The organism is Rhodanobacter sp. Col0626, from assembly GCF_049994385.1.
Classification (GTDB): domain Bacteria; phylum Pseudomonadota; class Gammaproteobacteria; order Xanthomonadales; family Rhodanobacteraceae; genus Rhodanobacter.
On record NZ_CP188260.1, the window covers coordinates 3,414,860 to 3,440,727 of the forward strand.

The window sequence follows — 25,868 nt, forward strand, 5'->3', positions numbered from 1 at the left end:
CTCTCCTCAGGCGCTCTTGACCTGCAAGCCAGGCTCCACCGTGGCGGCACGCCACGCCGGCAGCACGCCCACCAGCACCCCTACCGCAAGCGCCAGCACGAACAAACCGCCGAACATCACCGGGTCAAGCCGCGCCAGATCGGTAAAGCCCTGATCTTGCATCCGCAAGATCCACAATCCCAGCAGGGTCAGCGGCGATGCCAACACGCCGCCCAGTGCGCAGACCACGGTGGCCTCCAGCACGTGCTGCATGAACACCGCGCGTCGCGGCGCTCCCAGCGCGCGACGAACGCCGATCTCCGCGCTGCGTCGCAGAAACTTGGCGGTCAGCAATCCGGCCACATTGACCATGCACAGCAACAGGAACGAGCCGGCCAGCCACACGTTCATGCGCGCGTTGTCGGGTATCACGTTCTGTTGCGTCAACCATTCGGACACGCTGTGCAGTTGCGCCTTCTGCCTGGTGCGCCCTTCCAGGGCGGGCTGTTGTTCGGCGTAGTGATCGAGATAGTTGCGGTAGTCGGCCACCTGTGGCGTCGTGTCCATTTGCACCCAGTAAGCCAGCCATGCGCAACGCGCCGGATCGACCTCGAAAAGGCTGCGCTGTCCCTTGGCCGATGCGTCGCAACCGTCGGAACCACCCGGCATCAGGCCGGCGTCCAGCGCCGCGGTATACGGCAAGAACACGTTCTCCAGATCACTACCGCTGAACCCCCAGCGATCCAGTCCGTAAAAATGCGGTTGCGGCGCAAAGCGGGTGCTGACACCGATCACCCGGAACACCGTCTTGTCGAGCTGGATGCTGCGGCCCACCGCATCCCCGGTGCCGAAGAGCTTTTGCGCGAGATCGACATCGATCACCGCCACCGGTGCACGGGCGGCGTCCTCCGCTGCGCTCCAGCTGCGGCCGTAGCGCAACGCCACGCCGAACATCGGCACGAACTCGCTCGTCGTGCCCAGCAGCGACTGACCCTGCTGCACATGTTCGCCAGCCGCCGTGCTCACATCGGCATCCAGCCCAACCAGCGCGGCCTGCCGTACCGCGCGATGCGCCTGCAGCAGCGCCTGCGCATCGGCCATCTTGATGCGCTTGTAGTTGGTTGTCGTCACCCCGTTCAGCGATTTGTAATCGGCCGACTTCGCCTGCACCGTGTCCACCCACGCCAGGTACAAGTGCTGGCTGCGCCCCGGCAAGGGATCGGCGGACAGCATGTGCAGCAAGGCCAGCGTCGTCATGCTGGCAGCCAACCCCAGCGCCACCGTCAACACCGCCAGCAGCGTGGTCCGGGGAAACCGCCGCAAGCCGCGCAAGGCCAGTTCAAGGTTGTATCGCACCATCCATCCGCTCCGTCGTTTCAGCACGTTCGACATCCCTTTCAAACCGACCGCGTCGCCACCACCGGCGGCACCGCCGCGGCGCGCAGCGCCGGGCCGAGCACGGCAAGCTGACCCAGCAACCACAATATCAGCGCGCCTACCGGCAGGTAGAACAGCGGCAGCCGCGGCAACTCGTAATGGGTCATCAGCACCGCGTTCAGCACGAACGCCAGCAGCATGCCCAACACGATGCCCGCACCGACGATCAGGAAATTCTCCGTCTGGAAATAGCGCAGGATGTCACCACGGGTGGCGCCGACAGCACGCCGGATGCCGATACTCCGCGTGCGCTGCTGCACCCAGAAATTGGCCAGACCCGTGATGCCCAGCGCGGTGACGAACAACAGGCCGAGGCCCGAGGCGATGAGCAACCCGACCATGGTCAGGTCGCGCCGGAAATACGTGGCACGCATCTCGGAGAAATGCTGCGGCGGCTTGAGCAGGCGATCATGTGCGGCAGCCTGCAACAAATCGCTGGCTCGCTGGCCGACACGGTCGCATTCGGCCGGAGCGCAGCGCACCACGTAGAACGCCTGGCTGTCGTCAGGCAGCATCGGTGTGAGCACGGTGTAGTCCGGCTTCTGCTGGCTGCCCGGCGAAGGCGTCGCAAGATGGTCGAAGACACCGACGATGCGGCGATCGTGCTCGTCGATTCGGATCGCGCGTCCCACCGCCGAACGGCCGGGGAAATAATGCTCCGCCACGGCGCGGCTCACGATCAGCGCATCGACATCGTCCAGCCCGGCCCAGTTGTCCTTGACCCGCATCGGCCGATAATCGGTGGCCGCAAAATCATGGCCGCCGATCAGCCGGATACCCAATGTGGTCAACTCCCCTGGCGTACCGCTATACAGGGTCAGCGGAATGCCGCCAGCTGCGTCCGATGCACTGCCTGCAGGGCGACTGCCGACGCGCCAGGTGGAGCGGCTGAAGGGCATCGAATCGACCACCACCGCAGCAGTCACACCGGGGATCATGCGCAACCGCGCCAGATCGGCCTCATGCCGTTGCTGCACGTCGCTGCGCAACTGGAAGTCCTGCGCACTGATCAACACCAGTGACGCTTCGTCGATTCCGCTGGACGCGTACATGCGCTGGACGCGCGTGGCGACCATGAAACCCACGTTGCAGACGATGGCGCAGGTCGCCGCGACCTGCAGCAGCAACAGTATGGCCACGAGCTTGTGGCGGGTCAGGCTGGCAAGGATGGATCGGAAGGGAGGCATACGCATGCTCAGGCACTCTTCAATTGCAGAGCCGGCGCTACCCGGCAGGCACGCCACGCCGGCAGCAGCCCGGCCAACACGCTGGCGAGGATGGCCAGCATCAAGGTCAGTACCAGCATGCCGACATCCATATGCGCCAGCGAGGCATACGCATCGGGCCGCTGGCGCACACTCCACAGACCAAACTGGGCGATGACCAGGCCAAGCAGGCCGCCGAGCAGACCGATCAGCACGGACTCGACGCCCAACTGTACGAAGATGTCCCGCCTCTGCGCACCCAGCGCACGGCGCACGCTGATTTCTCCCGAGCGACGCAGGAACTTCGCGAGCAACAAGGCGACGATATTGAGCAGGCATACACCGAGGAACGAAACCGCAAGCAGCAGTTGCAGATGCAGGTCGCCCGGTATCCAGTCGGCACGCCCCAGCCACTCCATCATCGGGTAGAGCGCGCTGCGGGGTGGCCTCTGGAAGCGGCCCGCGGCATGCTGTGTTTCCGCATAGCCTTGCAGGAACTGGCGATACGCGGCCACCTGCCCGGCATCGTCCAGTTCGACCCAGAACTGCGCCCAACTGCAGCTGTCGCTGGTTCGCCGCGCCTTGCCGGCCAGACTGTCCTTGCTCCAGCAACTGGTACCGCTCACCGGCAGGTCGAGATCGACGGCAGTCAGCAGCGGGATGAACGCTTGGTCGGCTTTCCCATACGGCTCGCCACTATCGACGTCCTGATAAAAAGTCGGTTGCGGATTCCACTCGCCCGTCACGCCCACCACGCGAAAAAGACTACCTGCCAGGCGTATCTGCCGACCCATCGCCGGCTTCTCGCCGAATACACGCCGCGCCAGTTGTGGCGTGATCACCGCCACGCGTGCCCGGGCATCGTCGTCCGCCACGCCCCAGCCGCTGCCGCTGGCCATCGGCACGTCGAACATGGCGAAGAAATCGGCGCTCGCATAGTGGACAGGTTGGTAATCGGGGCGCGTATCGCCCTGGTCGTCGGCCGTCTGGATCAGCACCGTGCCGCCGGCCATCATCGCCTGGCGTGGCGCCCGATGCGCCTGCAGCAGGGCCATCGCGTCGACATAGGTAAAGTTGTCGGTAGCGCTGTCGTGCTCACCAACCCCGCCGGCGTTGTCATTATCACGCTGGCTATCGCGCAAGGGACGCGGATCCAGCGTGGGATAGAACAGTTTGGCGCTGCGCGCGGGTAGCGGATCACCCGACATCACATGCAGCACGGTAATCATCGTCATGCTGGCGCCGATGCCCAACCCGATCGCCAGCACCATCAATGCGGTGAGGACCGGATTGCGCTTGAGGCTGCGAAGCGCGAGATCGAGGTAGTAGGTAAGCATGTCCGGAACACTCCTGTTGACTCGCTCTTTCGTAGGAGCCCGCTGGCGGGCGATGCTCCTGTTTCTTGCATACCCCGAATTCCGACCAGGAGCATCGCCCGCCAACGGGCTCCTACAGGATTTTCATCACACCGATCGCGTCGCCACCACCGGAGGCACCGCTGCCGCCCGCAGCGCGGGACCGAGTACCGCCAGTTGCCCGAGCAACCACAACACCACCGCGCCGGCAGGCAGGTAGTACAGCGGCAGTCTCGGCAACTCGTAGTGCTTCATCAGCAGCAGGTTCAGCGCCACCGCCAGCAAGAGGCCGATGGCGATACCGCCGCTGACGATCAGGAAATTCTCGAGCTGGAAATAACGGAGAATGTCGTGCCGGGTGGCGCCTATGGCACGGCGGATGCCGATCTGATGCGTACGTTGCTGTACCCAGAAACTGGACAGTCCGACCACGCCCAGCGCGGTCAGCGCGAGCAGGCAACCGATCACCACCAGCAGCAGCCAGATCAGTGCGCGGTCGTCGTGGAAATACTCCGAGACGGTATCGGCATAGCTGTGGCTGCCCGTGATGATGCGCTGGTCATCCACGCCATCGAGGACCTTGGCCAGGTTGCGCAACGTGGTATCGCGCGCACCCGGCTCGGTGCGCAACACGTACTTGCCGCCAGCGACCGAGGTCACCGGAAACAACAGGTTGAGGTCGCCGCCGCTGGATTTGTTGATGTCGGGATTGAGGAAATGATCCGTCACGCCGACGACATGCGTGACATCCGAGCCCTTGTCGCCGAGGAAGACCGGCTTGCCCAGGGGATCTTCCCCGGGCCACAGCTTCTGCGCCAGCGAGCGGGTGACGATCACCGACGGCGGTGGCGGCTTGTCGCCCTGGAACGGGTTGAAGTCCTGATATTCCTGCGGCAGGAAATCGCGTCCCTGCGACAGCTTGATTCCGAGCGTGTTCACCACGCCCGCCGTACCGGCATACAAGATGACAGTGCAGACGGAATCGCCTTTTGCCCCACCGGGCTTGCGGGCAATGCAGGTACCCCAGGAGCCGGAGGAACTCAGCGGCAGCGAGTTGGTGATGACGGCCGATTTCACTCCCGGCATGGCGCGCAGTGCGGCCAGGTCGGCGGCCGCCCGGCTGACTTGGCTCGCTGGCGTGGCGTCGTCGCCGATGCCGCTGCTGGTGGCCCACACCAGCTCGTTGTCCGCCACGCCGGTTTGCAGTTGCATGTCGCCCAGGTGGCTGCCGATGATGAACAGCGCATTGCTGACGATGGCGCAGGTCAACGCGATTTCCAGCGCCACCAGCGCCACCACGGTCTTGTGATGTTTCAGTGCGGAAAGAATGGGATGCATGACGTGCTTCTCCTCACTGGATCTTCAGAACGCGCGCGGGTTGCACCCGGCACGCGCGCCAGGCGGGGAAGATCGCCGCCAGCACGGTGGCGCACAGCGCGAGCACCAGCGTCGCGCACAGCATCGCCACATCCAGATGCGCGTAGGTGGCGTATGGCGCCGGCTGCTGGCGCACGATCCACAGGCCGAAGAACGCCAGCAGCAAGCCGGCCACACCGCCAGCCAACCCCACCAGCGACGCCTCCACCAGCAGTTGCGCAAACACCGACCGCTTCGATGCGCCCATCGCGCGGCGCACACCCAGTTCGCTGCTGCGGCGCAGGAACTTCACCAGCAACAAGGCCACCGTATTGACCAGGCACACCAGCATGAAGCCCAGTGCCAGCAAGGCTTGCAGCTGCACGCTGCCGGGCACGACATGGTTGTAGTCCAGCCAGCCCATCACGTCGTGCAGGCGTGTGTTCGGCGGACGCTGAAAACGTCCCAGCGCCTTCTGCTGCTCGGAGTAATGCACCAGGAATTCGCGATACGCCTGCACCTGCGCCGGCGTATCCAGTTGCACCCAGAACTGCATCCACGCACAGTCGGCGGTTTTCATGCGATCGGGCGTGGGGAAATCGGCATGGCCCCAGCAATTCATGTTGCCCGCCGTGCCCTGCCCGAGCGCCATGGCTGTTTCCAGCGGAAGAAACACGTCCTCGGTATGGTGGTAACTGCCCTGGGTCAGGTCGTAGAAGTGCGGCACCGGATCCCAGCGATCGATCACGCCGATGACGCGAAACACATCCTTGCCCAGTGGCAGCGATTGGCCCACCGCGTGGTCGGCGCCGTAGAGCTTGTCGGCCAGACTGCGCGAAATCACTGCCACCCGCGCCTGCCGGTCGTCGTCTTCGGCGCTCCAGCCGTTGCCATGGAGAAACGGCACGTCGAACATGCCGAAAAAGTCGGCCGACGCATAACGCGCATCGGCAAAGAACGCGCGACTCTTTCCCTGTGGCGGACGCACCGTGACACGGCCGCCTGTCATCGCCACCTGGTGACTGTCCTTGCGGGCATGCAACAGGTTCATCGCATCGGGCCACGAAAATTGGTCGAACGGTTCCTTGCCCGCCACGTAGCCTTCCATGTCCTGCGGATCGATCTGCGGATAAAACAGCCGGGCGCTTTTGTCCGGCAGTGGGTCGGCGGTCATCACGTGCAGCACGGTGATCATCGTCATGCTCGCGCCGATACCCAAACCGATCGCCAGCACCATCAACACAGTGAGCCCCTTGTTGCGCTTCAGGCTGCGCAGCGCCAGGTCGAGGTAATAGGTAAACATGGCAGGCCCTTCCGTGTGTTCAGATCACTGGCTTTCTGTTCTTGTCATCACACCGACCGCGTCGCCACCACCGGCGGTACCGCGGCCGCACGCAACGCCGGCCCAAGCACCGCAATCTGCCCGATCAGCCACAGCGCAATCGCACCGCTGGGGAGATAGGCGGCAGGCAGTCGTGGCAATTCGTAATGGGTCATCAGGAACAGGTTGATGCCGTACGCAAACAGCATGCCCAGTGCGATGCCGCCGGTGACGATCAGGAAGTTCTCGGTCTGGAAATAACGCAGGATGTCGCGGCGCGTGGCACCCAATGCGCGGCGCACGCCGATCTGTCGACGCCGTTGCGATACCCAGAAACTGGACAGGCCCACGATGCCCAGCGCGGTGACGATCAGCAATGCCACGCAGACCACCGCCAGCAGCCACGCCATCGCCGTGTCCTGCCGGAAATAGGAGGCGCGCAATTCGGCATAGGTGCCCTTGTCGTTGATCAGCATCTGCGGATTGAGTTTGAGCAGTAGCGCGGAGGCTTCGCGCACCAGTCGGTCGCGCGACGCCGGATCGACGCGCAATGCATACAAGCTCGAGAACAGGCGGTTGGGCCTGGCCGCGAACATCGCCGCGTATTCGGAGGCGGTGCCGCGCAGGTCGCCGCGTACCAGGTGTTCAACCACACCGATCACGCCGTAGCGTTTCTCGCCGACCCAGAACACCTGGCCCACGGCTTCCTTTCCGGGCCACAGGCGCTGGGCCAGTGAACGAGTGATGATCATCACGGGGGAACGCGGCAACCACGAGTCGGTCTCGTCGAAGTCGCCGTCGGTGAAGTCACGGCCCTCGACCAGTTTCACGCCCAGCGTTTTGAGATAACCCTGGCTGCCCACATACATGCCGATGTTGGGCCCGGATTTCTTGTGGTCGGCATCCAGGGTCGGGTTGAAGTTCATCGAGGTGTTGGCCAGCGGCAGCGGAAACACCAGCGCGGCCGATTTCACCCCGGCCAGTCCGCGCAAGGCAGCGAGGTTGCGCTCGAGCAGCGAGGTGGCTTGGGGGCCATCGATGCCGTCGGTCTTCACCCAGACCAGCTCGTTCTCGACGATACCGGTGGTGACCTGCATGCGCGTGAGCCGTTCGCGGATCAGGAAGACCGCGTTGCAGAGGATCGCGCACGCCACCGCGATCTCCAGCACGATCAGCAAGGATGCGAGCTTGTGCCTGCCCAGCGACGAAAGTATGGGACGGATATCCATGTCAATTGCTCTTCAGTTGCAGGGCCGGCGCCACCTGGCAGGCGCGCCAGGCTGGCAGCAGCCCGGCCAGCAGGCTGGCGACGATGGCCAGGACGAAAGTGACCAGAAACATGCCGGCGTCCAGATGCGCCAGCCCGGCGTAGTCGCTTGGCGTGTGCCGCACCGCCCACAGCCCCAGCAGCGCCAACAGCAGGCCGACGATGCCGCCGGCCAGGCCAACGCCGCCGGCCTCGACCAGGAATTGCGCGAACACCGTGCGTCGCGATGCACCCAGCGCGCGGCGCACGCCGACCTCGGGTGCGCGTCGGAGGAACTTGGCCAGCAGCAAACCGACCGTGTTGAGCAGGCAGACGAACAGGAAGCCGAACGCCACCCAGGTCTGCAGACGCACGTCCGATGGCACGACCTGATTGAAATCCAGCCACTGCAGCAGGCTGGGCAGGTCCACCCGCGGCTTGTCCAGGTAGTGGTAGCGCCCCAGCGCCTTCTGCTGTTCCGAATAATTCACCAGATAGTCGCGGTACGCAGCGGCCTTGGCCGGACTGTCCAGTTGCACCCAGTACTGCAGCCACAGGCAGGGCTGGTTCTCGAGGTGCACCTCGTCGGTCAGTTGTCCCCAGCAATCCAGCCCGTTGCCCTGGATGCCGAGCGAGGCGAGATCGCGCGAGGTCGTGAACGGGATCAGCACATCGTCACCCGCGGCGAAGGCACCACCTCCGAACAGGTCGTAGAAACGGGGGGTCGGGCGCCAATGGTCGAGCACACCGACGACGCGAAAGTCCCAGTCCTGCAGCCGGATGTTCTTGCCGATGCTGTTGCCGCCGGCGAACAGCTTGTCGTTGAGTGTCGAGGAAATCACCGCCACACGGGCCTTGGCCGCGCCATCGGCGGCCGACCATGGACCACCGTAGGCAAACGGCACATCGAACATGGGAAAGAAATCGCTGGTCGTCGCCACCGTCGACAAGCCCATCGGTTGCGCCCCCGGCTGCGGACCGAATACCTTGACGTTGGCGCTGACCACGATGGCCTGGCGATCGGCCTTGTGTGCCTGCCAGAGGTTCATCGCGTCGATATAGGTCATCTGCGTCTGCGGCTTGTCGCCATGACGATCGGTGGGGTCGACCTGCGGGTAGTACAGCGTGGCGCTTTTGCCCGGCAGCGGATCCCCGGACAGTAGATGCAGCACCGTCAGCGTGGTGATGCAGGCGCCGATGCCCAGCCCGATCGCCACCACCATCAGTGCGGTAAGCGCCTTGTTGCGCCTGAAGCTGCGCCATGCCAGATCTATGTAATAGCCAAACATTTCATTCCCCCGGTTTCTTCAGCTCATGCCGGCGGGCATGGGCCTCATCCTTCAACGTGATCGATCAATCGCCGCGCGTGGCCTCTACCGGTGCGGCATCGCCGGCTTTCTGCGCCAGCGGCAAGGCGTCCGTCACCAGGTGCATCAGGAACCGGCCCGGCTGTTCCTGCATCACCATGTGCGCCGAGTCGGCAAACAGCACCATGTGCTTCGACGGCGCGTGTATGCGATCGAACCATTGCTCGGCCAGCTCGTGCGGCGTGGTGTAGTCGTGCTGTCCGACGAACAGGATCACCGGGCAGCGAAAGGCCGTCGTGTCGTCGAAACTCACACCGAGCAGTGGTTGCAGCAGGTGCTTGAGCGAATAGCCACTGCCCTTGCCGATCGCGTCGAGTTCCGCCTGGCTGTAATCGGGCGAGAGGTCCTCGGCGTCGGCGTCGAAGGAAAAATCCCTGCGGCCATAGGCAAGGCCGCCGTAATAGGTTTCCCACTTGCTGCGCGTGCCTATGCGGTCGAGCGTCAGTGGCGCCGTGCCGGGATACGGCGCCAGCGCCTGCAGTTCGTTTACCGCCTTGTCGTTGTGATCGGCCTTCGCCTGACGCAGTGCAAAGGCAAAGCCGATCTCCTCGTTCCTGCGCACGTTCACCACCTGGCCGACGCCGATGTAGGCGTAGAACCAGTCCGGATGTTGCTGGGCCAGCCGCGTGCCCAGCACGGTGCCCCAGGAATGACCGAGCAGAAAGATTTTCTGCTTGCCGTAATGCTGGCGCAGATACTGGACGACCTGTGCCGCGTCATCGGTCATGCCGGCAATCGTCATGCCCGGTGACATCTGCTGCTCGGTGTTGGCTGCGTAAGTCTTGCCGGCACCGCGCTGGTCCCACTGCACGACGGTGAAGTAATCCTCCCACGGCGACTGGAAGGTATAGCTGACCGGCATCGTCACCGACGCCGGACCACCATGGAGAAAAAGCAGGATCGGATTGCGGCGATCATGTCCACGAATCGACACCCACTGGTCGATGCCGCCGATACGCAGCTTGATGCGCTCGTCCACCCCGTTCGGCGAAACGATCTTGTGCGTGTTGTCGATGATGCGGGTGACTTCGTCGCGCGCAATCATCCGGGGTGCGGTGCTGGATGGTGCCGTCGCCGGCCTGGAAGAAGCCGCCGCCTGGGTGGACGATGCATCGCGCGCCATCGTGCCCAGGACGACGGTCACCATGCAAAAAAGTGCTGTGCGGAACGTGCTCATTGAAACTCCGTGCGGAGAACATGCCGGGAACCGGGAAGCCATCGATACACAGCTTCGCGGCGATGTCCGGATTGAGAAAACACCATCACACGCTCCGCGTCGCCACGACCGGCGGCACCGCCGCCGCGCGCAACGCCGGGCCCAGCACGGCCAGTTGACCGAGCCCCCACAACACCAGCGCCCCGATCGGCAGGTAATACAGCGGCAGCCGTGGCAGTTCGTAGAACTTCATCAGCGCGATGTTCATGCCGAAGGCCAGCACCATGCCAAGCACGATGCCGCCGGTGACGATCAGGAAGTTTTCGGTCTGGAAGTAATGCAGGATGTCGCTCCGGGTAGCGCCGATGGCGCGCCGGATACCGATCTGCCGGCGCCGCTGCTGCACCCAGAAGCTGGCCAGGCCGACGATGCCCAGCGCGGTGACCAGCAACAGCGCCACGATCACGCCGACCAGCATGCCGGCCATGGCGCGGTCGTTCTCGAAGTATTTGTGCCGCAGATCGCCGATCGTCTGGCTGTTCTCGCGATCGACCACGGCATCCGGCGCGACTTTTGTCACCGCCGCCAGCGCATCGCGCAGTACACGATCGAGCTGCTCCGGCTTGGCCCTCAGCAGATAGCTTCCGGCGAGCTGCGATCCCGGTTGCACGGGCACGAATATCGACCAGTCCGGGTCCTTCTCTTCACCGCCCCCAGGCGCGGGAATCATCAGATGATCCAGCACGCCGACGACGCGAAAGTGATATGAGCCCATCCAGAATTCCTTGCCGAGAGGGTCGGCGCCGGGCCACAGGTGCTCCGCCAGCACCCGCGTAATCTGCACGGATGCATCCTTGGGCAGGAAGTTGACGATGGGCTGATGGTCTTCCGCTTGCGGCGCGCGCCCCGCCACCAGGTGCAAACCCAGGGTCTGGAAGCTGCCGGGGCCTCCAACGTAAAAATCCACCACGCCACCGAAATGCTGCCCGGCCGTATCCAGGGTGATGCCGGCCCGGCCTTGTCCAACACCGAACGGAATAGCGCCGAGCACGCTCACCGATTGCACGCCGGGTACCGTGCCCAGCGCGGCCAGGACGCGGGCATTGAGATCGCTCGCCTGGCTTGCGCCATAGCCGGTCAACTGGACGGTCGCCAGTGAGCGTTCGTCCACGCCACTGATGACATGCATCTGCGCGACGCGGTGGGCGATCAGGAAACAGGCATTGCACAGCACCGCGCAAGCCAGAGCAATCTCCAGCGCGATCAGCACCGTGGCCAGACGATGTTTGCGCAGCGCGGACAGAATGGGTTGAATCTGCATGGTGGCCTTCCTTACAACGTCTTCAACTGCAGCGCTGGCGCAACCCGGCTGGCACGCAGCGCCGGCAGCACACCGGCCAACAGGCTGGCAACCAGAGCCAGTACGAATGTGACCAGGAACATGCCGGCGTCCAGATGCGCCAGGTCGGCGTACTCGGTGGGTTGCCGGCGCACCAGCCACAACCCGAGCAGGGTCAGCAGCCAGCCACCGATGCCGCCGACCAGGCCCACCGTGCCAGCCTCGACCAGACACTGCGCAAACACCGCGCCACGGCTGGCGCCCAACGCACGGCGCACGCCGATCTCGGCACTGCGGCGCAGGAACTTGGCCAGCAGCAGGCCGACCGTGTTGAAAAGGCAAATGGCCAGGAAGGAAAACGCCAGCCATGTCTGCAAGCGTACGTCGCTGGGCACCACGTGGTTGTAATCCAGCCACTGCATCAGGTTTGGCATGCGGGTGTCGTCGGCATGCGCTATCCGTCCCAGCACTTTCTGCTGGGCAGCGTAGCCGGCAACGAACTGCCGATATGCAGCGACCTTGGCCGCACTGTCCAACTGCACCCAGAGTCGTACCCATACGCACGGCGAGGTTTGCTGTTGATGGGCGTCCGGTGGCGTACCCCAGCAGGTGAACATCTCGAAATCGCCGGCGTTGATATCCAGGCCGGTCGAAAACGGCGTGTAGACATCCTGCGGTTTGCGGTAGAGATAAGATGTTTGACCGCGCGAGTAATTGCCGCCAGCGACATCGTAGAACAGCGGCGATGGTCGCCATGGCTTGAGTACACCGATGATGCGCAGGTCCGCATCACGCAGACGCAGCGTGCGGCCGACGCTGTCGGCGCCACCGAAAAGCTTGTTGTTCAGATCGGCGGAAATCACCACAACACGCGCACGCCGCGCGTCGTCCTGCGTGGTCCACGCATTGCCGTACTGCAACGGCACATCGAACATGGGGAAAAAGTCCGTCGTGGTCGACAGCATCGACACCATCAACGGCGGCAGATGGGTATCGGGTGCGCGCAGTTTGATGCTGCCTTCGATCAACAGGGCCTGGCGATCTGCACGATGCGCGCCCCACAGGTCCACCGCCGAGCTGTAGTCCAGCACGTCATAAGGTCCGTGGTTGCCATCGGCGGTGGGCACCGGATTGACCTGCGGATAGAACAGCGCGCCGCTCTTGCCGGGTAGCGGATCACCCGACAGCAACTGCATCACCGTCAACGTGGTCATGCTTGCCCCGATGCCGACCGCAATCGCGATCACCATCAGCGCGGTGAGCACCTTGTTGCGCTTCAGGCTACGGATTGCAAGGTCGAGGTAATAACCGAACATCACTTGTCTCCATTGATTCCCCTTCCTTGCACGCAGGGGAGGTAGCAAAAACGTTACGCTGCTCTCGTCGCCACCACCGGGGGCACCGCCGCCGCGCGCAGCGCGGGCCCCAGCACAGCGACCTGACCGATCAACCACAGCCCGATCGCACCGCCCGGCAGGTAGTACCAGGGCATGCGCGACATCTCGTAGTGCTGCATCAGGTACACGTTGATGCCGTAGGCCAGGGCCATGCCGATGACCACACCGGCCGACGTGAGCAGGAAATTCTCGGTCTGGAAATACTGCATGATGTGGCCGCGCGTAGCGCCCACCGCGCGTCGCACGCCAATCTGCTGGCGTCGCTGGCTGACCCAGAAGCTGGTCAGGCCGACGATGCCGAAGGCAGTTACCGCCAGCATCACCACGCACACCAGCACCAGCATCCAGGCCATGCTGCTCATGTTGGCGAAATATTTGTCGCGAACATCGGTGAAGGTCTGGCCCTTGGCAACGGCACCGGGATTGAGTTCGGCCAGTTTCTGCTCGGCCGCGCGCATGATGCGATCGCGATCCTGCGGTGCGCCGCGCAGGATGTAGTAGCTCAACGCGCCCTTGCTGCCCGCGGCACTCATCGGGAAGTAAACGGCGTCGTACGATTTGCGGGTGTTCTGCGTATACACATTGGGACGCAGCACGTCATCGACCACGCCGACCACCGTGTAGTAATACGGCTTGGAGTAGATCGTCTTGCCCAGCGCCACCTGCCCTGGCCAGAAATTCTCCGCGGCAGAATGCGTCATCACCACCACGTGGGTCTCGGGCAGCGGCGCGGTGCCGAACTTGCTGTCCGCCAGCTCGTCCGCGTTGAAGAAGCGGCCCTGCAACATATGCAGTCCCAGTGCCTTGTCGCCACCCTCGCCGATGAAATACAGCGACACATTGATGTTTTTCTGGTTGGCGATGACCGAATCGGGACTCACCCCGAAACTCCAGCCCCAGTTGTTGGTGCTGAGCGGCAAGCTGCTGGTGACGGCCGCCTCCTGCACCCCGGCGATGCCGCGCAGCGCGGCAAGATTGCGCGGGATGTCGCTGCCGGCCAGCTTGTCGTCGGTGCCGCGCAGCGTAACTGTAGCGATGCCCTGCTCGTCGATCGCGTTGGACAGGTGGATGTCCGCCACGCGTTGACTGATCATGAACACCGCGTTGCACAACACGGCGCAAGCCAGCGCGATCTCCAGCATGATCAGCGAGGCGGGGATGAGATGCTTGCGCATGCTCGCGAAAATCGGGCGGATTTCCATGATCATCTCAGGCCGCCTTCAGTTGGGGTGCTGGTGCCAGCACACACGCTCGCCACGCCGGCAGGATCCCGGCGACCAGGCTGGCCACGACGGCGACAGCAAACGTAAAAAAGAACATCCCCGCATCCAGATGCGCGAGGCTGGCGTACTCCGCTGGCTGGTGACGGATACCGAACAATCCCAGTTCCGCAAACAGCAGTCCGAACACGCCGCCAGCCAGGCCGACGATGACGGACTCGACCATGAACTGGATGAATATTTCGCGTCGCGTCGCGCCAAGCGCGCGGCGTACACCGATCTCGCGGGAGCGGCGCAGGCATTTGGCCAGCAGCAGGCCTACCGTGTTCACCACGCAGATCAGCAGGAAGCCGAAGGCCAGTCCGGCCTGCAGGCGCACATCGTCGGGAACCACCTGTTCCTGGCGCAGCCATCCCATCAGGTCCAGCAGCGACGTCTCGGAACGCTGATATCGTCCCAGCGCCACCTGCTGTTTCGCATAGTTGGCCAGGAATTCCTTGTAGCTCGCCATCGCCTCATGGCTGTCGAGTTCCACCCATACGCCGAGCCACTCGCACGGCGCCGTCTCGAGATGGCGGATGTCGGGCACGGCGGCAAAGCACTCCGTGTCCTGCGGCCCCATCTCCATCGCGCGCGCCGTCTGCAAAGGCAGGAACACTGCGTCGCCATCGCCGTAACTGCGGCCGCCAAGATCCTGGGCGTAGAAACGCGGCTGCGGCGCCCAGGGTTTCAGCACGCCAACGACGCGGAAGTCGTGATCGTTGATGCGGATGGTACGGCCCACGCTGTTCGCGCCATTGAACATCTTGTCGTTGAGAAAACTGGCGATCACCACCTGTTGCGCACGGCTGTCATCGTCCGTCGCCGTCCAGCCGCCGCCGTACTGGAACGGCGCGTCGAACATCGCGAAGAAATCCGAGGTGGTCATCACCGCATCGCTGAAGAACGGATGGCTGTTGGCCTGTTGCGGCATGATCTTGGCCTGGGTCAACGCCATGGCCGCCTGCCGCGTACCTTTGCGTGCATGCAGCAGATTCATTGCGTCGGCATAGGTCATGATCGAGTCCGGCTTGGTCTGCCCTTCGATGTAGCCGTCCTTCGCATTCGGATCGAGCTGCGGATAAAACAGCTGCGCACTCTTCTGCGGCAGCGGATCGCCGGACAGCAACCGCAACACGGTCAGCGTGGTGATCGTCGCGCCGATGCCAAGCGCAAGCGCGAGAACCATCAATGTGGTGAGCACCTTGTTGCGCTTCAAGCTGCGCAGCGCGAGGTCGAGGTAGTAGGCAAACATGTTGATCCTTCGTCGATGGCACTGTGGGAGCAGCTTCAGCCGCGATGCCAGCTGCCTGGCGAGACAAAGAGCATCGCGACTGAAGTCGCTCCCACAAGATCTGTGGGGTGATGCATCACACCGACCGCGTCGCCACCACCGGAGGCACCGCCGCCGCACGCAGCGCCGGTCCCAGGACTGCCGCCTGCCCGATCAGCCACAGCACGATGGCGCCCACCGGGAAATAGACGGCCGGAAGTCGCGGCAACTCGTAATGCAACATAAGGAACAGGTTGATGCCATACGCCAGCACCATGCCGAGCACGATGCCGATGGTGGCAAGCAGGAAGTTCTCGGTCTGGAAGTAATGCAGGATGTTGGCGCGCGTGGCACCCAGCGCACGGCGCACGCCGATCGTGCGACGCCGTTGCGCGACCCAGAAACTGGCCAGGCCGACGATGCCCAGCGCGGTCACGGTAAGCAGCGCGATGATGACGCCGACCAGGATGCCGGCCATGGCGCGGTCGTTCTGGAAGAAGTCGCTGCGGATATCGTCGAGTGTCTTCTTGTCGAGGATGATCCGATGCGGGTCGGCCTTGCGCAGCACCTTGGCAGCATCGGCCAGCACGCTTTCGCGTTGCCCGGGCGCCGTCCGCAACACATAGCGCGAAGCGCTTCGGGTACTCATGCGCAGTGGGAAAACCAGCGTCCACTGCGCCGTGTCGTCGCCGTTGAACAGCGCCGGACGGATCAGCGATTGCACCACGCCGATCACCCGTACCGATGTGTCGCCGAGATAGATGTTCTTGCCCAACGCGCTCTGACCGGGCCACAGGCGCTCGCCCAGCGCTTGCGTGATCACCACCGAGCCGACCTTGCTCTGCAGGTGAGGATCGCCCTGCATGTCGTCGTACTCCATGTACTCGTCGGCACTGAAATCGCGGCCTGCCACCAGCTTGCTGCCGTAGGTCCGGATAAGCCCCTCTCCCATGTACATGGTCGCGCTGAGCGTGGGCAGTTTCTGCGCCGGGTCGAGCTTGATGCTGGTGTTCGACGAGCTGTTGGTGAACGGCACCTGGTTGACCAGCGCCGCCGCGGTCACGCCGGGAACCCGTCGCAGCAACGCCAGATCTTCCTGCGCCCGGGCCTTGGCATCGGTCGGCCTGCCGATGTTTGCGACCCGGACCTGCACCAGCTCGTGCTCGGCCACGCCACTGACCATCTTGTCGCGCTCCAGGCGCTGGCTGATCAGGAACACCGCATTGCAGACGATGGCGCAGGTCAGCGCGATCTCCAGGATCAGCAGCAGCGCGGGGATCTTGTGCCGGCGCAGGGTGGAGAAGATGGGACGAATATCCATGTCAGTTGCTCTTCAGCTGCAGCGCGGGGGGAGTCAGACAAGCCCGCCAGGCCGGCAGCAGGCCGGCCAGCAAGGTGGCCACGACAGCAGAAGCGAACGTCGCCAGCAGCATCGACAGATCCAGATGCGCCAGCGCGGCGTAATCCGAGGGTTGCCGGCGTACCAGCCACAGGCCGAGCAGCGCCAGCAACAGGCCGCCGACACCGCCCACCAGGCCGACCACTCCGGCTTCGATCAGCAGTTGCGAAAACAGCGAGCGGCGCGATGCGCCCAGTGCGCGCCGCACGCCGAGCTCGCCCGAACGACGCAGGAACTTGGCCAGCATCAATCCGACCGTGTTGACCAGGCACACCAGCAGAAACCCGAATGCCAGCCATACCTGCAGACGCACGTCGCCGGGCACCACCTTGTTGTAGTCGAGCCAACCCATCACGTCGCGCAGGCGTACATTGGCCGGCCGCTGGAAACGGCCCATCGTTTTCTGTTCCCGCGAATAGTTCAGCAGGAACGTCTTGTATGCGCTCGCCTCGGCTGGCGTGTCCAACTGCACCCAGAATTGCAGCCAGGTACAGGTGGCGGTTTTCATGTCGTTGCTCTGACCCTTGTCCCAGCAATCGGTCGAACCATTGCGACTGAACTTGAGATCCGTCGCCGTGGTCAGTGGAACCAGCACACCCTCGTCATCGGAGTAGCTGCCGATATTGAGATCGTAGAAATGCGGCGTCGGACGCCAGCTGTCCAGTACGCCGACGATGCGGAACGCCGTGTCGCCCATACGCAACGTCTGCCCGGTACTGTCCTTGCCGCCGAACAGCTTGTCGTTGAGTTCGCGAGTGAGCACGACCACGCGCGCGCTGGCTTCGTCGTCGGCCGCGTTCCAGCCGTGCCCGTAAAGGAACGGCACGTCGAACATCGGGAAGAAATCGGCGGTGGCGTAGCGTGCGTCCTCGAAGAAAGGATCGATGGAGGACTGCGCGGGCTGGATCGGCACGGCGCCACCGGTCATCAATGCCTGGTAGTGGGCGCGCTTGGCGTGCAGCAAGGCCATGCCGTCGATCCAGGTCACCTGTGCCGGCGGCTCGTCCTGCGGCTTGTAGCCGTCCATGTCCTGCGGATCCATCTGCGGATAGAACAGTTTGCTGCTCTTGCCCGGCAGCGGATCGCCCGACAGCACATGCAGCACGGTCAGCGTGGTCATGCTGGCACCGATGCCCAGCGCGATCGCCACCACCATCAGCGCGGTGAGCGCCTTGTTGCGCCTGAGGCTGTGCAGGGCGAGGTCAAGGTAGTAGGCAAACATGTATCGACCCCTTGTTGATATCCACCGGCACCGCGCCTGTGGGAGCGGCTTCAGCCGCGATGCCCTTGACCCGGCATGGCGATGGAGAGCATCGCGACTGAAGTCGCTCCCACACGGCGGTTGTCCGGCTATCCATCACACTGCCCGCGTCGCCACGACCGGCGGCACGTTCGACGCACGTCGCGCCGGCACGAACACCGCGGCCTGGCCGAGCACCAGCATCACCAGCACGCCGGCGATCACGTACAACGCCGGAATGCGCGCCATCTCGTACTGCGTCATCAGCCACATGTTCAGACCGATCGCCATGACGATGCCGAGCACCACACCGGCACCGGCGATCATCAGGTTCTCTATCTGGAAGTAGTGCAGGATGTCGATCTTGCGTGCGCCAAGCGCACGCCGAACGCCAATCTGCCGATGCCGCTGGCCGACCCAGAAACTGGTGAGGCCAACGATGCCCGCCGCGGTGACGCATAGCAGGATCAGGGCGACCACACCCATCAGGATCGCCATGCCGCGATCGGCCTCATAGGCGTCGTGGCGGATGGTCGCGAACGACTTCACGCTGTCATCGTCGATCACGCGCATCGGGTTCACCGAGTACAGCGCCGGCGTCACCGCGTGCATCGCCGCTTCCAGCCGGCCTGGCTTGGCGCGGATGGCATAGCGCGCGAAGTTCGCGTTCAGCCGGATCGGTTCCAGGGTCGAATTGAAGGCCGTGTCCTCGTCATTGAAGAGTCCCGGCACCTGCATGCGTTCGACCACGCCGATCACGGTGATCGGCTTGCCACCGCCGTTGAGATAGACCACCTTGCCGACCGCGTTACCCTTGGGATACAGCTTGTCGGCAAGTGGCTTGGTCAGCATCACGATGTCCGGATCGTGCTGGTCCCGAAAACCCTGGTGCGTGATATCGGCGGCGGTGAAGGCTCGACCGGCGATCACGTGCAGGCCCAGCGTGGAAAACATCTGCTCGTCGCCGAAGTAGTAAGTGGTGCGACCGAACGCCTTTTTCGCATCCGGCTTGACGTCGATCGCGCCGTTCCACGACGAGTTCAGCAGCGGCAGCGAATTGATCGCTGTCACCGACTGCACGTCGGGCAGCGCGCGCAGCGCGGCGAGATCCTCCCGCTGCATGGCATCGAGCTTGTCGATGCTGCCCGCGTCGTCACCGCTCGGTGCGCCCACCCATTGCTGGGTGACCAGGAACAGGTCGTTTTCGTCGATGCCAGTCGCGCGGCCGACCAGCTCGATGCGCTGGCCGATGATGAACACGGCGTTGCAGACGATCGCCAGGGTCAGCGCAATCTGCATGGCGATCAGGATCACGCCGGCCTTGTGCTTGCGCAAAGCCGCGACAAGAGGATGCAGGGTCATGATGGTGTCCTCAGTTCGACTTGAGCTGCCACGCGGGTTGCACGCGTGACGCACGGAAAGTGGGATACAGCCCGGCAAGCATCGTGGCCACCACGGCCACCAGCAGGGTGATCACGAGCAGCGAAACATCGAGCCGGGCCAGGTCGGAGATGCTCTTGGGCAGCACCCAGCCGACGCTGGCCACGCCGGCCCCGGTCAGCAGCAGGCCGAGCACGCCACCGGCCAGGCCAACCACGCCAGCCTCGGTGAGAAACTGTGCGTAGATCGCATTGCGTGGTGCCCCGAGCGCGCGACGCACGCCGATCTCGCCGCTGCGACGGAGGAATTTGGCGAGCAGCAGGCCGATCGTGTTCACCAGGCATACCAGCAGCAGGCCGAGCGCCACCAGCAGCGAAACCTTGGTGTCGCTGGGCACCACATGCTCATGGTCGAGGAAGGCCGGCACGTCGCGCAGGCGCACATTCGGCGCCCAGCCGAAGCGGCCCGCTTTCTGCTGATCGCGCGCATAACCGGTCAGATAGTTGTGGTACGCGGTGACGGCGGCGGCATCATCCAGCTCGACCATGAAGGCGATCCACACGCAACTCGAATGCTGCAGGCCGACGAAACCCGATTCCTTCGGCACCTCGTTGCAATTGGTGTTGCCGTCATTGGGAATGCCCGCATCGATGGCGCGCTGAAACGGCATGAACACGTCCTCGAGGCCCTCGCTGAAACCGCCGCTGTTGACCACATCGTAGAAACGCGGCTGTGGGTTCCATTTTTTCAGCACACCGACCACGCGATAATCCTTGCCTTCCATGTTCACCGACTTGCCCACGCTGTTGGCGCCACCGAAAAGCTTTCCGTTGAGCTTGTCGCTGATCACCACCACCGCGGCTCGCTGTGCGTCATCGTTCGCGCTCCAGCCGCTGCCGTACTGGAATGGTGCATCGAGCATCGGGAAGAATTCGCCGAACACGGCGTGGCCGCTGACGTTCATCGGATGCCCGCCCGCCTGCGTCGGCACTATCGACGGCGCGATCTGGTACATCGCGGACTGCAGCCTGGCGCGATGCTCGCGCATCAACGCCGTGGCATCGGTGTAGTTCATTGCGTCGGCGGGTTCACCATCGTCCTTGTCGCTGCGCCCGCTTGGGCCGAAGGCATCGATCTGCGGCACGAACAGCTTCGACGACTTCCACGGGATCGGGTCGCCCGACACCGCGCGGAACACCGACCAGCTGGTCATCGACGCGGCCACGCCGAAGCCGATCGCCAACACCATCAATGCGGTCAGTCCGGGACTTCGCTTGAGGCTTCGCAGGGCCAGTTCGAGGTAGTAGGCAAGCATTCCATTTACTCCGTAAGTTGTCTTCTCTCCCTGCAAAGCAGGGGGAGATTGAGAGGGGGCGCTCTTTCGCCAGAAGCAAAAGCACCCCTCCCCAGCCCTCCCCTGCGAGCAGGGGAGGGAGAAAAACGTCACACGCTCCGCGTCGCCTCCACCGGCGACACGTGCGAGGCACGCAATGCCGGCGCCAGCACCGCGCCCTGGCCGAGCAACAACAGCGCCACCACGCCGGTCACCACATAGGCCAGCGACAGCCGCGCCATTTCGAACTGGGTCACCATCCACAGATTGATGCCAACCGCCAGCACCGCACCGACCACCACGCCGCCGATACCAATCAGCAGGTTCTCGGTAAGGAAGTAGCTGAGGATGTCGCTGCGGGTAGCACCGAGGGCACGGCGCACGCCGATCTGCTTGCGCCGCTCGCCAACCCAGAAACTGGTAAGACCGACAATGCCCGCGGCGGTGATGGCCAGCAGCACCGCGCTGACGATGCCCATCAGAATCGCCATGCCGACGTCGCGGTCGTAGGCACGCTGACGCACCTGGGCAAAACTCATCACCCCGTCCTTGTGATCGATGATGCGCATGTGGCTCTGCGCGAACAGCGCCTTCGGCGCATCGCGCATGGCGGCGGCCAGCTCACCGGGCCGTGCGCGCACCAGGTAATAGGTGTAGTCGTTCAACAACCGGGCCGGCACCAGCACGGCGTTGTACGCGTATGCGTTGGCCCAGCTACCCGTCATGTGCGCCTGCAGCGTGTCGGTGACGCCGATGACGGTGGACGGCTTGGCGCCCATCGATACGTAGATGGTCTTGCCCAACGCCGAGCTATTCGGAAACAACCGCTGCGCGAGGTCCTTGCTGATGATCACCTGCGCGGAATGCATCGGATCGCGCGGTTGCTGCGCACCGATTTCGCCGGCGGTGAAATTGCGCCCGGCGATCAGGTGCGTACCCAGTGTCGCCAGGGTGTGGTCATCGGAGAAAAACATCGCCGCGTCCGTGGTCATCTGGATCTGGTCGGGCTGCAGCTTGATGAAGTTGTCCCAGCCGGTGCCGCGCAGAGGAAAGCTGTTGGTCGGCGCGGCGTCCTGCACGCTGCCGAGCTGGCGCAGGGCAATCAGGTCGGCCTGCATCTGCGCGTCGATACGCTGCGGATCGGACTTGTCGGCCCAGTCGCTGCGAACCACGAACAGGTTGTTTTCCTCCACGCCGCTGGGCCGCGACAGGCGCTGGATGCGCTGCTCGATGATGAACAGTGCATTGCAGACGATCGCCAGCGTCAGCGCAATCTGCAACGCGATCAGCACGGTGCCTGCCTTGTGATGCCGCATCGCGGCGAGGATGGGTTTGATCTGCATGGGTCCTGCCCTCCTCTAGTTGGATTTCAGCTGCCACGCCGGCTGCACCTTCGCGGCGCGCCAAGTGGGATAGAAGGCCGCCAGCACGGTAGCCACGATCGCCACCAGCAAGGTCATCACGACCAGCGAGAAGTCCAGATGCGCAAGCCGGGCGATCTCCGGCTCGAACAGCAGGCCGACGCCGAGCATGCCAAGCGCTGTCAGCAACAGACCCAGCACACCACCGGCCAGGCCGACCGTGGCGGCCTCGATCAGGAACTGGCGGTAGATCTCCCGCCGCGGCGCACCCAGTGCACGGCGCACGCCGATTTCCGCCGCACGGCGCATGAACTTGGCCAGCAGCAGGCCGATCGTGTTGACCAGGCAGATCACGAAGAAACCCAGCGCGACCATCAGCGAGATGCGACTTTCCGGCGGAGCCACCTGCTCGAAGGCAAGCCAGTTGTTGACATCGCGCAGGCGAATATTCGGTGCCCAGTGAAAGCGCCCGGCACGCTGTTGCTCGGCGGCGTAGTGGGTGAGGAACTCGCGATAGCTTGTCGCGGCGGCCTGATCGGCCAGCTCCACCCACATCGGCACCCACACGCATTCGCTGTGCAGCCATCCTTCGCGGCCGGTGTTGAAAGCGTCATTGCTGCCGCAGGTGTTGCGCCCGGCCGTGTCCATCTGCACGTCGAGCGCGCGGGTGAACGGCAGGTACAACTGCACCGGGTCACCGAAGGCGTTGCCGCTGAACACGTCGTAGAAACGCGGCTGCGGATCCCAGTGTTTGGTCACGCCCACGACACGATAGTTGTGCCGGTCCATGGTGATTTCGCGGCCCACGCTGTCGGCGCCGTTGAAAAGCTGCTGGTTGAGTTCGTGGCTGATCACCACCACCGCGGCGCGCCCATCATCGTCAACCGCATGCCAGGCGCCGCCGTACTCGAACGGCACGTCGAACATGCTGAAGAAATCCGCATTGGTGGCATAACCGTCGGCAATGAACGGAATGCTCTGGCCTCCCCCGGGCAGCACCGACGGCGCCACGTAATAGAGCAGCGTCTGATGAGTGGCCTTGTGCGCCGCGACCAGCGCGGTGGCGTCGGTATAGTTCAGCGCCTCCGGCGGCTCACCCTTGGAGTTGTACTGCGGGCCGCGGTTGTCGATCAGCACCGTGTACAGCTGCGACGACTTGCCGGGGATCGGGTCGCCCGAAACCGCGCGGAATACCGACCAGGTGATCATCGACGCCGCCACGCCGAAACCGATCGCCATCACCATCAACGCGGTAAGCGCCGGATTGCGCCGCAAGCTGCGCAGACCGAGTTGAAAGTAGTAGGCAAACATCATTCGGGTCTCCAGATAGTTCGTTCTTCATTGCAGGCGCCAGCAGCATCGGGTACCGCAGTGGCGCTCATTCGAGCAGCTTGTTGATGTCTTCCAGATCGTGCACGTCCACCGAGCCGGCGGCCTGCTTGAGCAAGAGCTTGTTGAGGATGAACTGGTGACGCACCACGGTGTATTCGCTCTGCACGTTGGCCAGTGTCTCGATAGCGAACACCACATTGGTGAGGCTTTGCGTGCCGATCGCATAACCGGCGCGCATCGAGGTCAGCGATTTGCGGGCCGCATCCACCGAGGTACGCGCGGCGTCCACCTGGTCGATGCCATCGATCACCAGGTTGAAGTAGTTGTCGGCATCGCGCGCGGCCTGTCGACGCTGGGTTTCCAGCAAGCCTTCGTCCTGGTCGCGCTGGGCGATCGCCTGGCGCACCTGCGACTGGGTCAGCCCGCCACTGAAGATCGGCACGGTCAACGTGAGCCCGATCGTGGTGACGCCGGGACCGTAAGCAGCAGCACCCGGCACCGCACTGGACCAGCTGCCGAACTTGCCGTATTGCAGGCTGGCGTTGAGCGTAGGCAGGTGCCCGGCGCGCGCCGCGGAAACGCGGTGTTCGTCGGCCTTCACCGCGTAATGCCCGGCCAGGATGGTCGGATTGCTCTGCATCGCCGCGTCCACCCACGCCTTCGCATCGGCCGGCACGGGCGCCTGCATCGGCAGATCGTCGCGCAGCTTCTTCAACGTGCCCGTCGGCTGGCCGGTGATCTGCTCCAGCGCACGCTTGGCATCCTTGAAGCTGTCCTGGGCGCTGATCCGCTGCGACTTGATGTACAGGTAATAGGCCTGCGACTGCGTCATGTCGGACGCCGTGGCCAGACCGTTCTTGAAGCGCGTGCTGGACTGGTCGAACTCCTGCTTGTAGGCATCCTCGTAGGATTTGAATACGTCGAGGTTGTCCTGCGCGATCAGCACGTTCAAATAGGCTGCCGATACACGCACGTAGAGGTTCTGCAACGCCGCCTGGTAGGTCTGGTCACCCGAATCGCGGCTGGCCTGCGCAGCTTTGAGGCTGGCGATGGCCGACAGGTCGATGATCGGCTGGCTGAGCGTGCCGTTGAGATCGCGCTCGCGCGTATGGCCGCCCGAACCCGTGTCGACGATATTGCCGCTCGAGTTGGTGACGGAACCATTGCCGCCGTGGATCTGTTCCAGACCCAGACCCACGGACAGCTGCGGCAGCAGGGCCGAGCGTGCCTGCGGCACGTTCTCGGCCACCACCAGACGTGCGGCATCGGCCGTGCTCAGCACCGGATCGTTGGCGATCGCCTGATGGTAAGCATCCATCAGGTCTTCGCCGTGACCCGGCATCGACACCAGCCCCAGGCAGAGCATCAGCGATAGCAGTTTCACGCGCATGGAGGCATCAACCCGAGTGCGCTTCGTTGCTTGCGTGCTCGACGGCATGGAAGCGCGGATCCTCGGACAGATCCACCACCTGGCCATCGATGATGTGCACGTTGCGCTGCGCGCGCGCCGCCAGTTCCGGGTCATGCGTAACCATCACGATGGTGGCGCCTTCGCGATGGATGTCCTCGAGCAGTTCGAGCACGCTGCGTGCCATCTGAGTATCCAGGTTGCCGGTCGGTTCATCCGCCAGCAGCAGGCGTGGGGAGCCAGCCAACGCACGGGCGATGGCCACGCGTTGCTGCTGACCGCCGGAGAGTTCGGCCGGGTAATGCTTGGCGCGCGAGGCCAGACCGACACGTTCCAGTGAATCCATGATCCGCTGCTTGCGCTCGGCCGCCTTCATGCCGCGGTAGCGCAGCGGCACTTCGATGTTGTCGAACACATTGAGGTCAGGAATCAGGTTGAACGCCTGGAAGATGAAGCCGATCTTCTCGTTGCGGATCTTCGAGCGCGCGTTGTCGTTGAGGTTGCTCACCTCGATACCGTCCAGGTGATATTCACCACCACTGAAGGTTTCCAGCAGGCCGGCGATGGTCAGGAAGGTGGTCTTGCCGGAGCCGGACGGACCGGTGACGGCGACGAACTCGCCCTCTTTCACGTCGATGTTGAAATCGCGCAATGCATAGGTCTCCACCACTTCGGTGCGGTAGACCTTGGACAGGTGAGTCATCTTCAGCATGGTTACGTCCTTT

At 63.8% G+C, this 25,868-nt stretch carries 20 protein-coding genes; all 20 read right to left on the reverse strand.

From position 1 onward, the window contains the following. Positions 1-6: 6 nt before the first annotated feature. Positions 7-1,338: an ABC transporter permease gene (locus ACPPVV_RS15110; RefSeq protein WP_426700691.1), complete on the reverse strand. Its 1,332-nt coding sequence runs from the start codon at positions 1,336-1,338 to the stop codon at positions 7-9. A 38-nt stretch (positions 1,339-1,376) separates the two neighbouring features. After that, complete coding sequence (locus tag ACPPVV_RS15115) at positions 1,377-2,609, reverse strand: ABC transporter permease (RefSeq protein WP_426700692.1); 1,233 nt, start codon at positions 2,607-2,609, stop codon at positions 1,377-1,379. A 2-nt stretch (positions 2,610-2,611) separates the two neighbouring features. Next, the gene (locus ACPPVV_RS15120) at positions 2,612-3,958 is read right to left on the reverse strand and encodes an ABC transporter permease (RefSeq protein WP_426700693.1); all 1,347 of its coding nucleotides are present in this window, start codon (positions 3,956-3,958) and stop codon (positions 2,612-2,614) included. A 126-nt stretch (positions 3,959-4,084) separates the two neighbouring features. Further along, positions 4,085-5,314: an ABC transporter permease gene (locus ACPPVV_RS15125; RefSeq protein ID WP_426700694.1), complete on the reverse strand. Its 1,230-nt coding sequence runs from the start codon at positions 5,312-5,314 to the stop codon at positions 4,085-4,087. A 13-nt stretch (positions 5,315-5,327) separates the two neighbouring features. Next, positions 5,328-6,635, reverse strand: coding sequence for an ABC transporter permease (locus ACPPVV_RS15130; protein ID WP_426700695.1), 1,308 nt, complete (start codon positions 6,633-6,635; stop codon positions 5,328-5,330). 47 nt (positions 6,636-6,682) lie between these two features. Then, positions 6,683-7,882, reverse strand: a complete 1,200-nt coding sequence (locus ACPPVV_RS15135; RefSeq protein WP_426700696.1) for an ABC transporter permease — start codon at positions 7,880-7,882, stop codon at positions 6,683-6,685. A gap of 1 nt (position 7,883) precedes the next feature. Beyond that, complete coding sequence (locus ACPPVV_RS15140; RefSeq protein WP_426700697.1) at positions 7,884-9,188, reverse strand: ABC transporter permease; 1,305 nt, start codon at positions 9,186-9,188, stop codon at positions 7,884-7,886. A 64-nt stretch (positions 9,189-9,252) separates the two neighbouring features. Continuing rightward, positions 9,253-10,413, reverse strand: a complete 1,161-nt coding sequence (locus ACPPVV_RS15145) for an alpha/beta fold hydrolase (RefSeq protein WP_426700698.1) — start codon at positions 10,411-10,413, stop codon at positions 9,253-9,255. Between the two features lie 115 nt (positions 10,414-10,528). Further along, a complete protein-coding gene (locus ACPPVV_RS15150) occupies positions 10,529-11,743 on the reverse strand; it encodes an ABC transporter permease (protein WP_426700699.1) in 1,215 nt (404 codons plus the stop codon). Positions 11,744-11,754: 11 nt separating this feature from the next. After that, positions 11,755-13,077 (reverse strand): ABC transporter permease, encoded by a 1,323-nt coding sequence (locus ACPPVV_RS15155; protein ID WP_426700700.1) that lies wholly within the window; start codon positions 13,075-13,077, stop codon positions 11,755-11,757. Between the two features lie 53 nt (positions 13,078-13,130). After that, positions 13,131-14,333, reverse strand: coding sequence for an ABC transporter permease (locus tag ACPPVV_RS15160; protein ID WP_426700701.1), 1,203 nt, complete (start codon positions 14,331-14,333; stop codon positions 13,131-13,133). A gap of 34 nt (positions 14,334-14,367) precedes the next feature. Then, positions 14,368-15,672: an ABC transporter permease gene (locus ACPPVV_RS15165; RefSeq protein WP_426700702.1), complete on the reverse strand. Its 1,305-nt coding sequence runs from the start codon at positions 15,670-15,672 to the stop codon at positions 14,368-14,370. 115 nt (positions 15,673-15,787) lie between these two features. Continuing rightward, complete coding sequence (locus ACPPVV_RS15170) at positions 15,788-17,011, reverse strand: ABC transporter permease (protein ID WP_426700703.1); 1,224 nt, start codon at positions 17,009-17,011, stop codon at positions 15,788-15,790. A gap of 1 nt (position 17,012) precedes the next feature. Continuing rightward, positions 17,013-18,311, reverse strand: coding sequence for an ABC transporter permease (locus tag ACPPVV_RS15175; protein WP_426700704.1), 1,299 nt, complete (start codon positions 18,309-18,311; stop codon positions 17,013-17,015). A gap of 135 nt (positions 18,312-18,446) precedes the next feature. After that, positions 18,447-19,691: an ABC transporter permease gene (locus ACPPVV_RS15180; protein WP_426700705.1), complete on the reverse strand. Its 1,245-nt coding sequence runs from the start codon at positions 19,689-19,691 to the stop codon at positions 18,447-18,449. Between the two features lie 10 nt (positions 19,692-19,701). Then, positions 19,702-21,024, reverse strand: coding sequence for an ABC transporter permease (locus ACPPVV_RS15185; RefSeq protein WP_426700706.1), 1,323 nt, complete (start codon positions 21,022-21,024; stop codon positions 19,702-19,704). 128 nt (positions 21,025-21,152) lie between these two features. Continuing rightward, positions 21,153-22,385 carry an ABC transporter permease gene (locus ACPPVV_RS15190; protein ID WP_426700707.1) on the reverse strand — a complete coding sequence of 411 codons (1,233 nt, stop codon included), beginning with the start codon at positions 22,383-22,385 and terminating at the stop codon, positions 21,153-21,155. Positions 22,386-22,400: 15 nt separating this feature from the next. Beyond that, positions 22,401-23,714, reverse strand: coding sequence for an ABC transporter permease (locus tag ACPPVV_RS15195; RefSeq protein WP_426700708.1), 1,314 nt, complete (start codon positions 23,712-23,714; stop codon positions 22,401-22,403). A gap of 67 nt (positions 23,715-23,781) precedes the next feature. Then, complete coding sequence (locus ACPPVV_RS15200) at positions 23,782-25,125, reverse strand: TolC family outer membrane protein (protein WP_426700709.1); 1,344 nt, start codon at positions 25,123-25,125, stop codon at positions 23,782-23,784. 7 nt (positions 25,126-25,132) lie between these two features. Then, positions 25,133-25,855, reverse strand: a complete 723-nt coding sequence (locus tag ACPPVV_RS15205) for an ABC transporter ATP-binding protein (protein ID WP_426700710.1) — start codon at positions 25,853-25,855, stop codon at positions 25,133-25,135. Positions 25,856-25,868 lie beyond the last annotated feature (13 nt).

What these genes read in the sequence shown, in the direction of transcription:
- ACPPVV_RS15120 (WP_426700693.1), bottom strand. Translation starts at nt 3,958, where the DNA reads ATGCTTACCTACTACCTCGATCTCGCGCTTCGCAGCCTCAAGCGCAAT.
- ACPPVV_RS15150 (WP_426700699.1), bottom strand. Translation starts at nt 11,743, where the DNA reads ATGCAGATTCAACCCATTCTGTCCGCGCTGCGCAAACATCGTCTGGCC.
- ACPPVV_RS15190 (WP_426700707.1), bottom strand. Translation starts at nt 22,385, where the DNA reads ATGCAGATCAAACCCATCCTCGCCGCGATGCGGCATCACAAGGCAGGC.
- ACPPVV_RS15205 (WP_426700710.1), bottom strand. Translation starts at nt 25,855, where the DNA reads ATGCTGAAGATGACTCACCTGTCCAAGGTCTACCGCACCGAAGTGGTG.
- ACPPVV_RS15165 (WP_426700702.1), bottom strand. Translation starts at nt 15,672, where the DNA reads ATGTTTGCCTACTACCTCGACCTCGCGCTGCGCAGCTTGAAGCGCAAC.
- ACPPVV_RS15160 (WP_426700701.1), bottom strand. Translation starts at nt 14,333, where the DNA reads ATGCGCAAGCATCTCATCCCCGCCTCGCTGATCATGCTGGAGATCGCG.
- ACPPVV_RS15115 (WP_426700692.1), bottom strand. Translation starts at nt 2,609, where the DNA reads ATGCGTATGCCTCCCTTCCGATCCATCCTTGCCAGCCTGACCCGCCAC.
- ACPPVV_RS15195 (WP_426700708.1), bottom strand. Translation starts at nt 23,714, where the DNA reads ATGTTTGCCTACTACTTTCAACTCGGTCTGCGCAGCTTGCGGCGCAAT.
- ACPPVV_RS15135 (WP_426700696.1), bottom strand. Translation starts at nt 7,882, where the DNA reads ATGGATATCCGTCCCATACTTTCGTCGCTGGGCAGGCACAAGCTCGCA.
- ACPPVV_RS15180 (WP_426700705.1), bottom strand. Translation starts at nt 19,691, where the DNA reads ATGACCCTGCATCCTCTTGTCGCGGCTTTGCGCAAGCACAAGGCCGGC.
- ACPPVV_RS15130 (WP_426700695.1), bottom strand. Translation starts at nt 6,635, where the DNA reads ATGTTTACCTATTACCTCGACCTGGCGCTGCGCAGCCTGAAGCGCAAC.
- ACPPVV_RS15125 (WP_426700694.1), bottom strand. Translation starts at nt 5,314, where the DNA reads ATGCATCCCATTCTTTCCGCACTGAAACATCACAAGACCGTGGTGGCG.
- ACPPVV_RS15200 (WP_426700709.1), bottom strand. Translation starts at nt 25,125, where the DNA reads ATGCGCGTGAAACTGCTATCGCTGATGCTCTGCCTGGGGCTGGTGTCG.
- ACPPVV_RS15175 (WP_426700704.1), bottom strand. Translation starts at nt 18,311, where the DNA reads ATGTTTGCCTACTACCTTGACCTCGCCCTGCACAGCCTCAGGCGCAAC.
- ACPPVV_RS15145 (WP_426700698.1), bottom strand. Translation starts at nt 10,413, where the DNA reads ATGGTGACCGTCGTCCTGGGCACGATGGCGCGCGATGCATCGTCCACC.
- ACPPVV_RS15185 (WP_426700706.1), bottom strand. Translation starts at nt 21,024, where the DNA reads ATGCTTGCCTACTACCTCGAACTGGCCCTGCGAAGCCTCAAGCGAAGT.
- ACPPVV_RS15170 (WP_426700703.1), bottom strand. Translation starts at nt 17,011, where the DNA reads ATGGATATTCGTCCCATCTTCTCCACCCTGCGCCGGCACAAGATCCCC.
- ACPPVV_RS15155 (WP_426700700.1), bottom strand. Translation starts at nt 13,077, where the DNA reads ATGTTCGGTTATTACCTCGACCTTGCAATCCGTAGCCTGAAGCGCAAC.
- ACPPVV_RS15110 (WP_426700691.1), bottom strand. Translation starts at nt 1,338, where the DNA reads ATGGTGCGATACAACCTTGAACTGGCCTTGCGCGGCTTGCGGCGGTTT.
- ACPPVV_RS15140 (WP_426700697.1), bottom strand. Translation starts at nt 9,188, where the DNA reads ATGTTTGGCTATTACATAGATCTGGCATGGCGCAGCTTCAGGCGCAAC.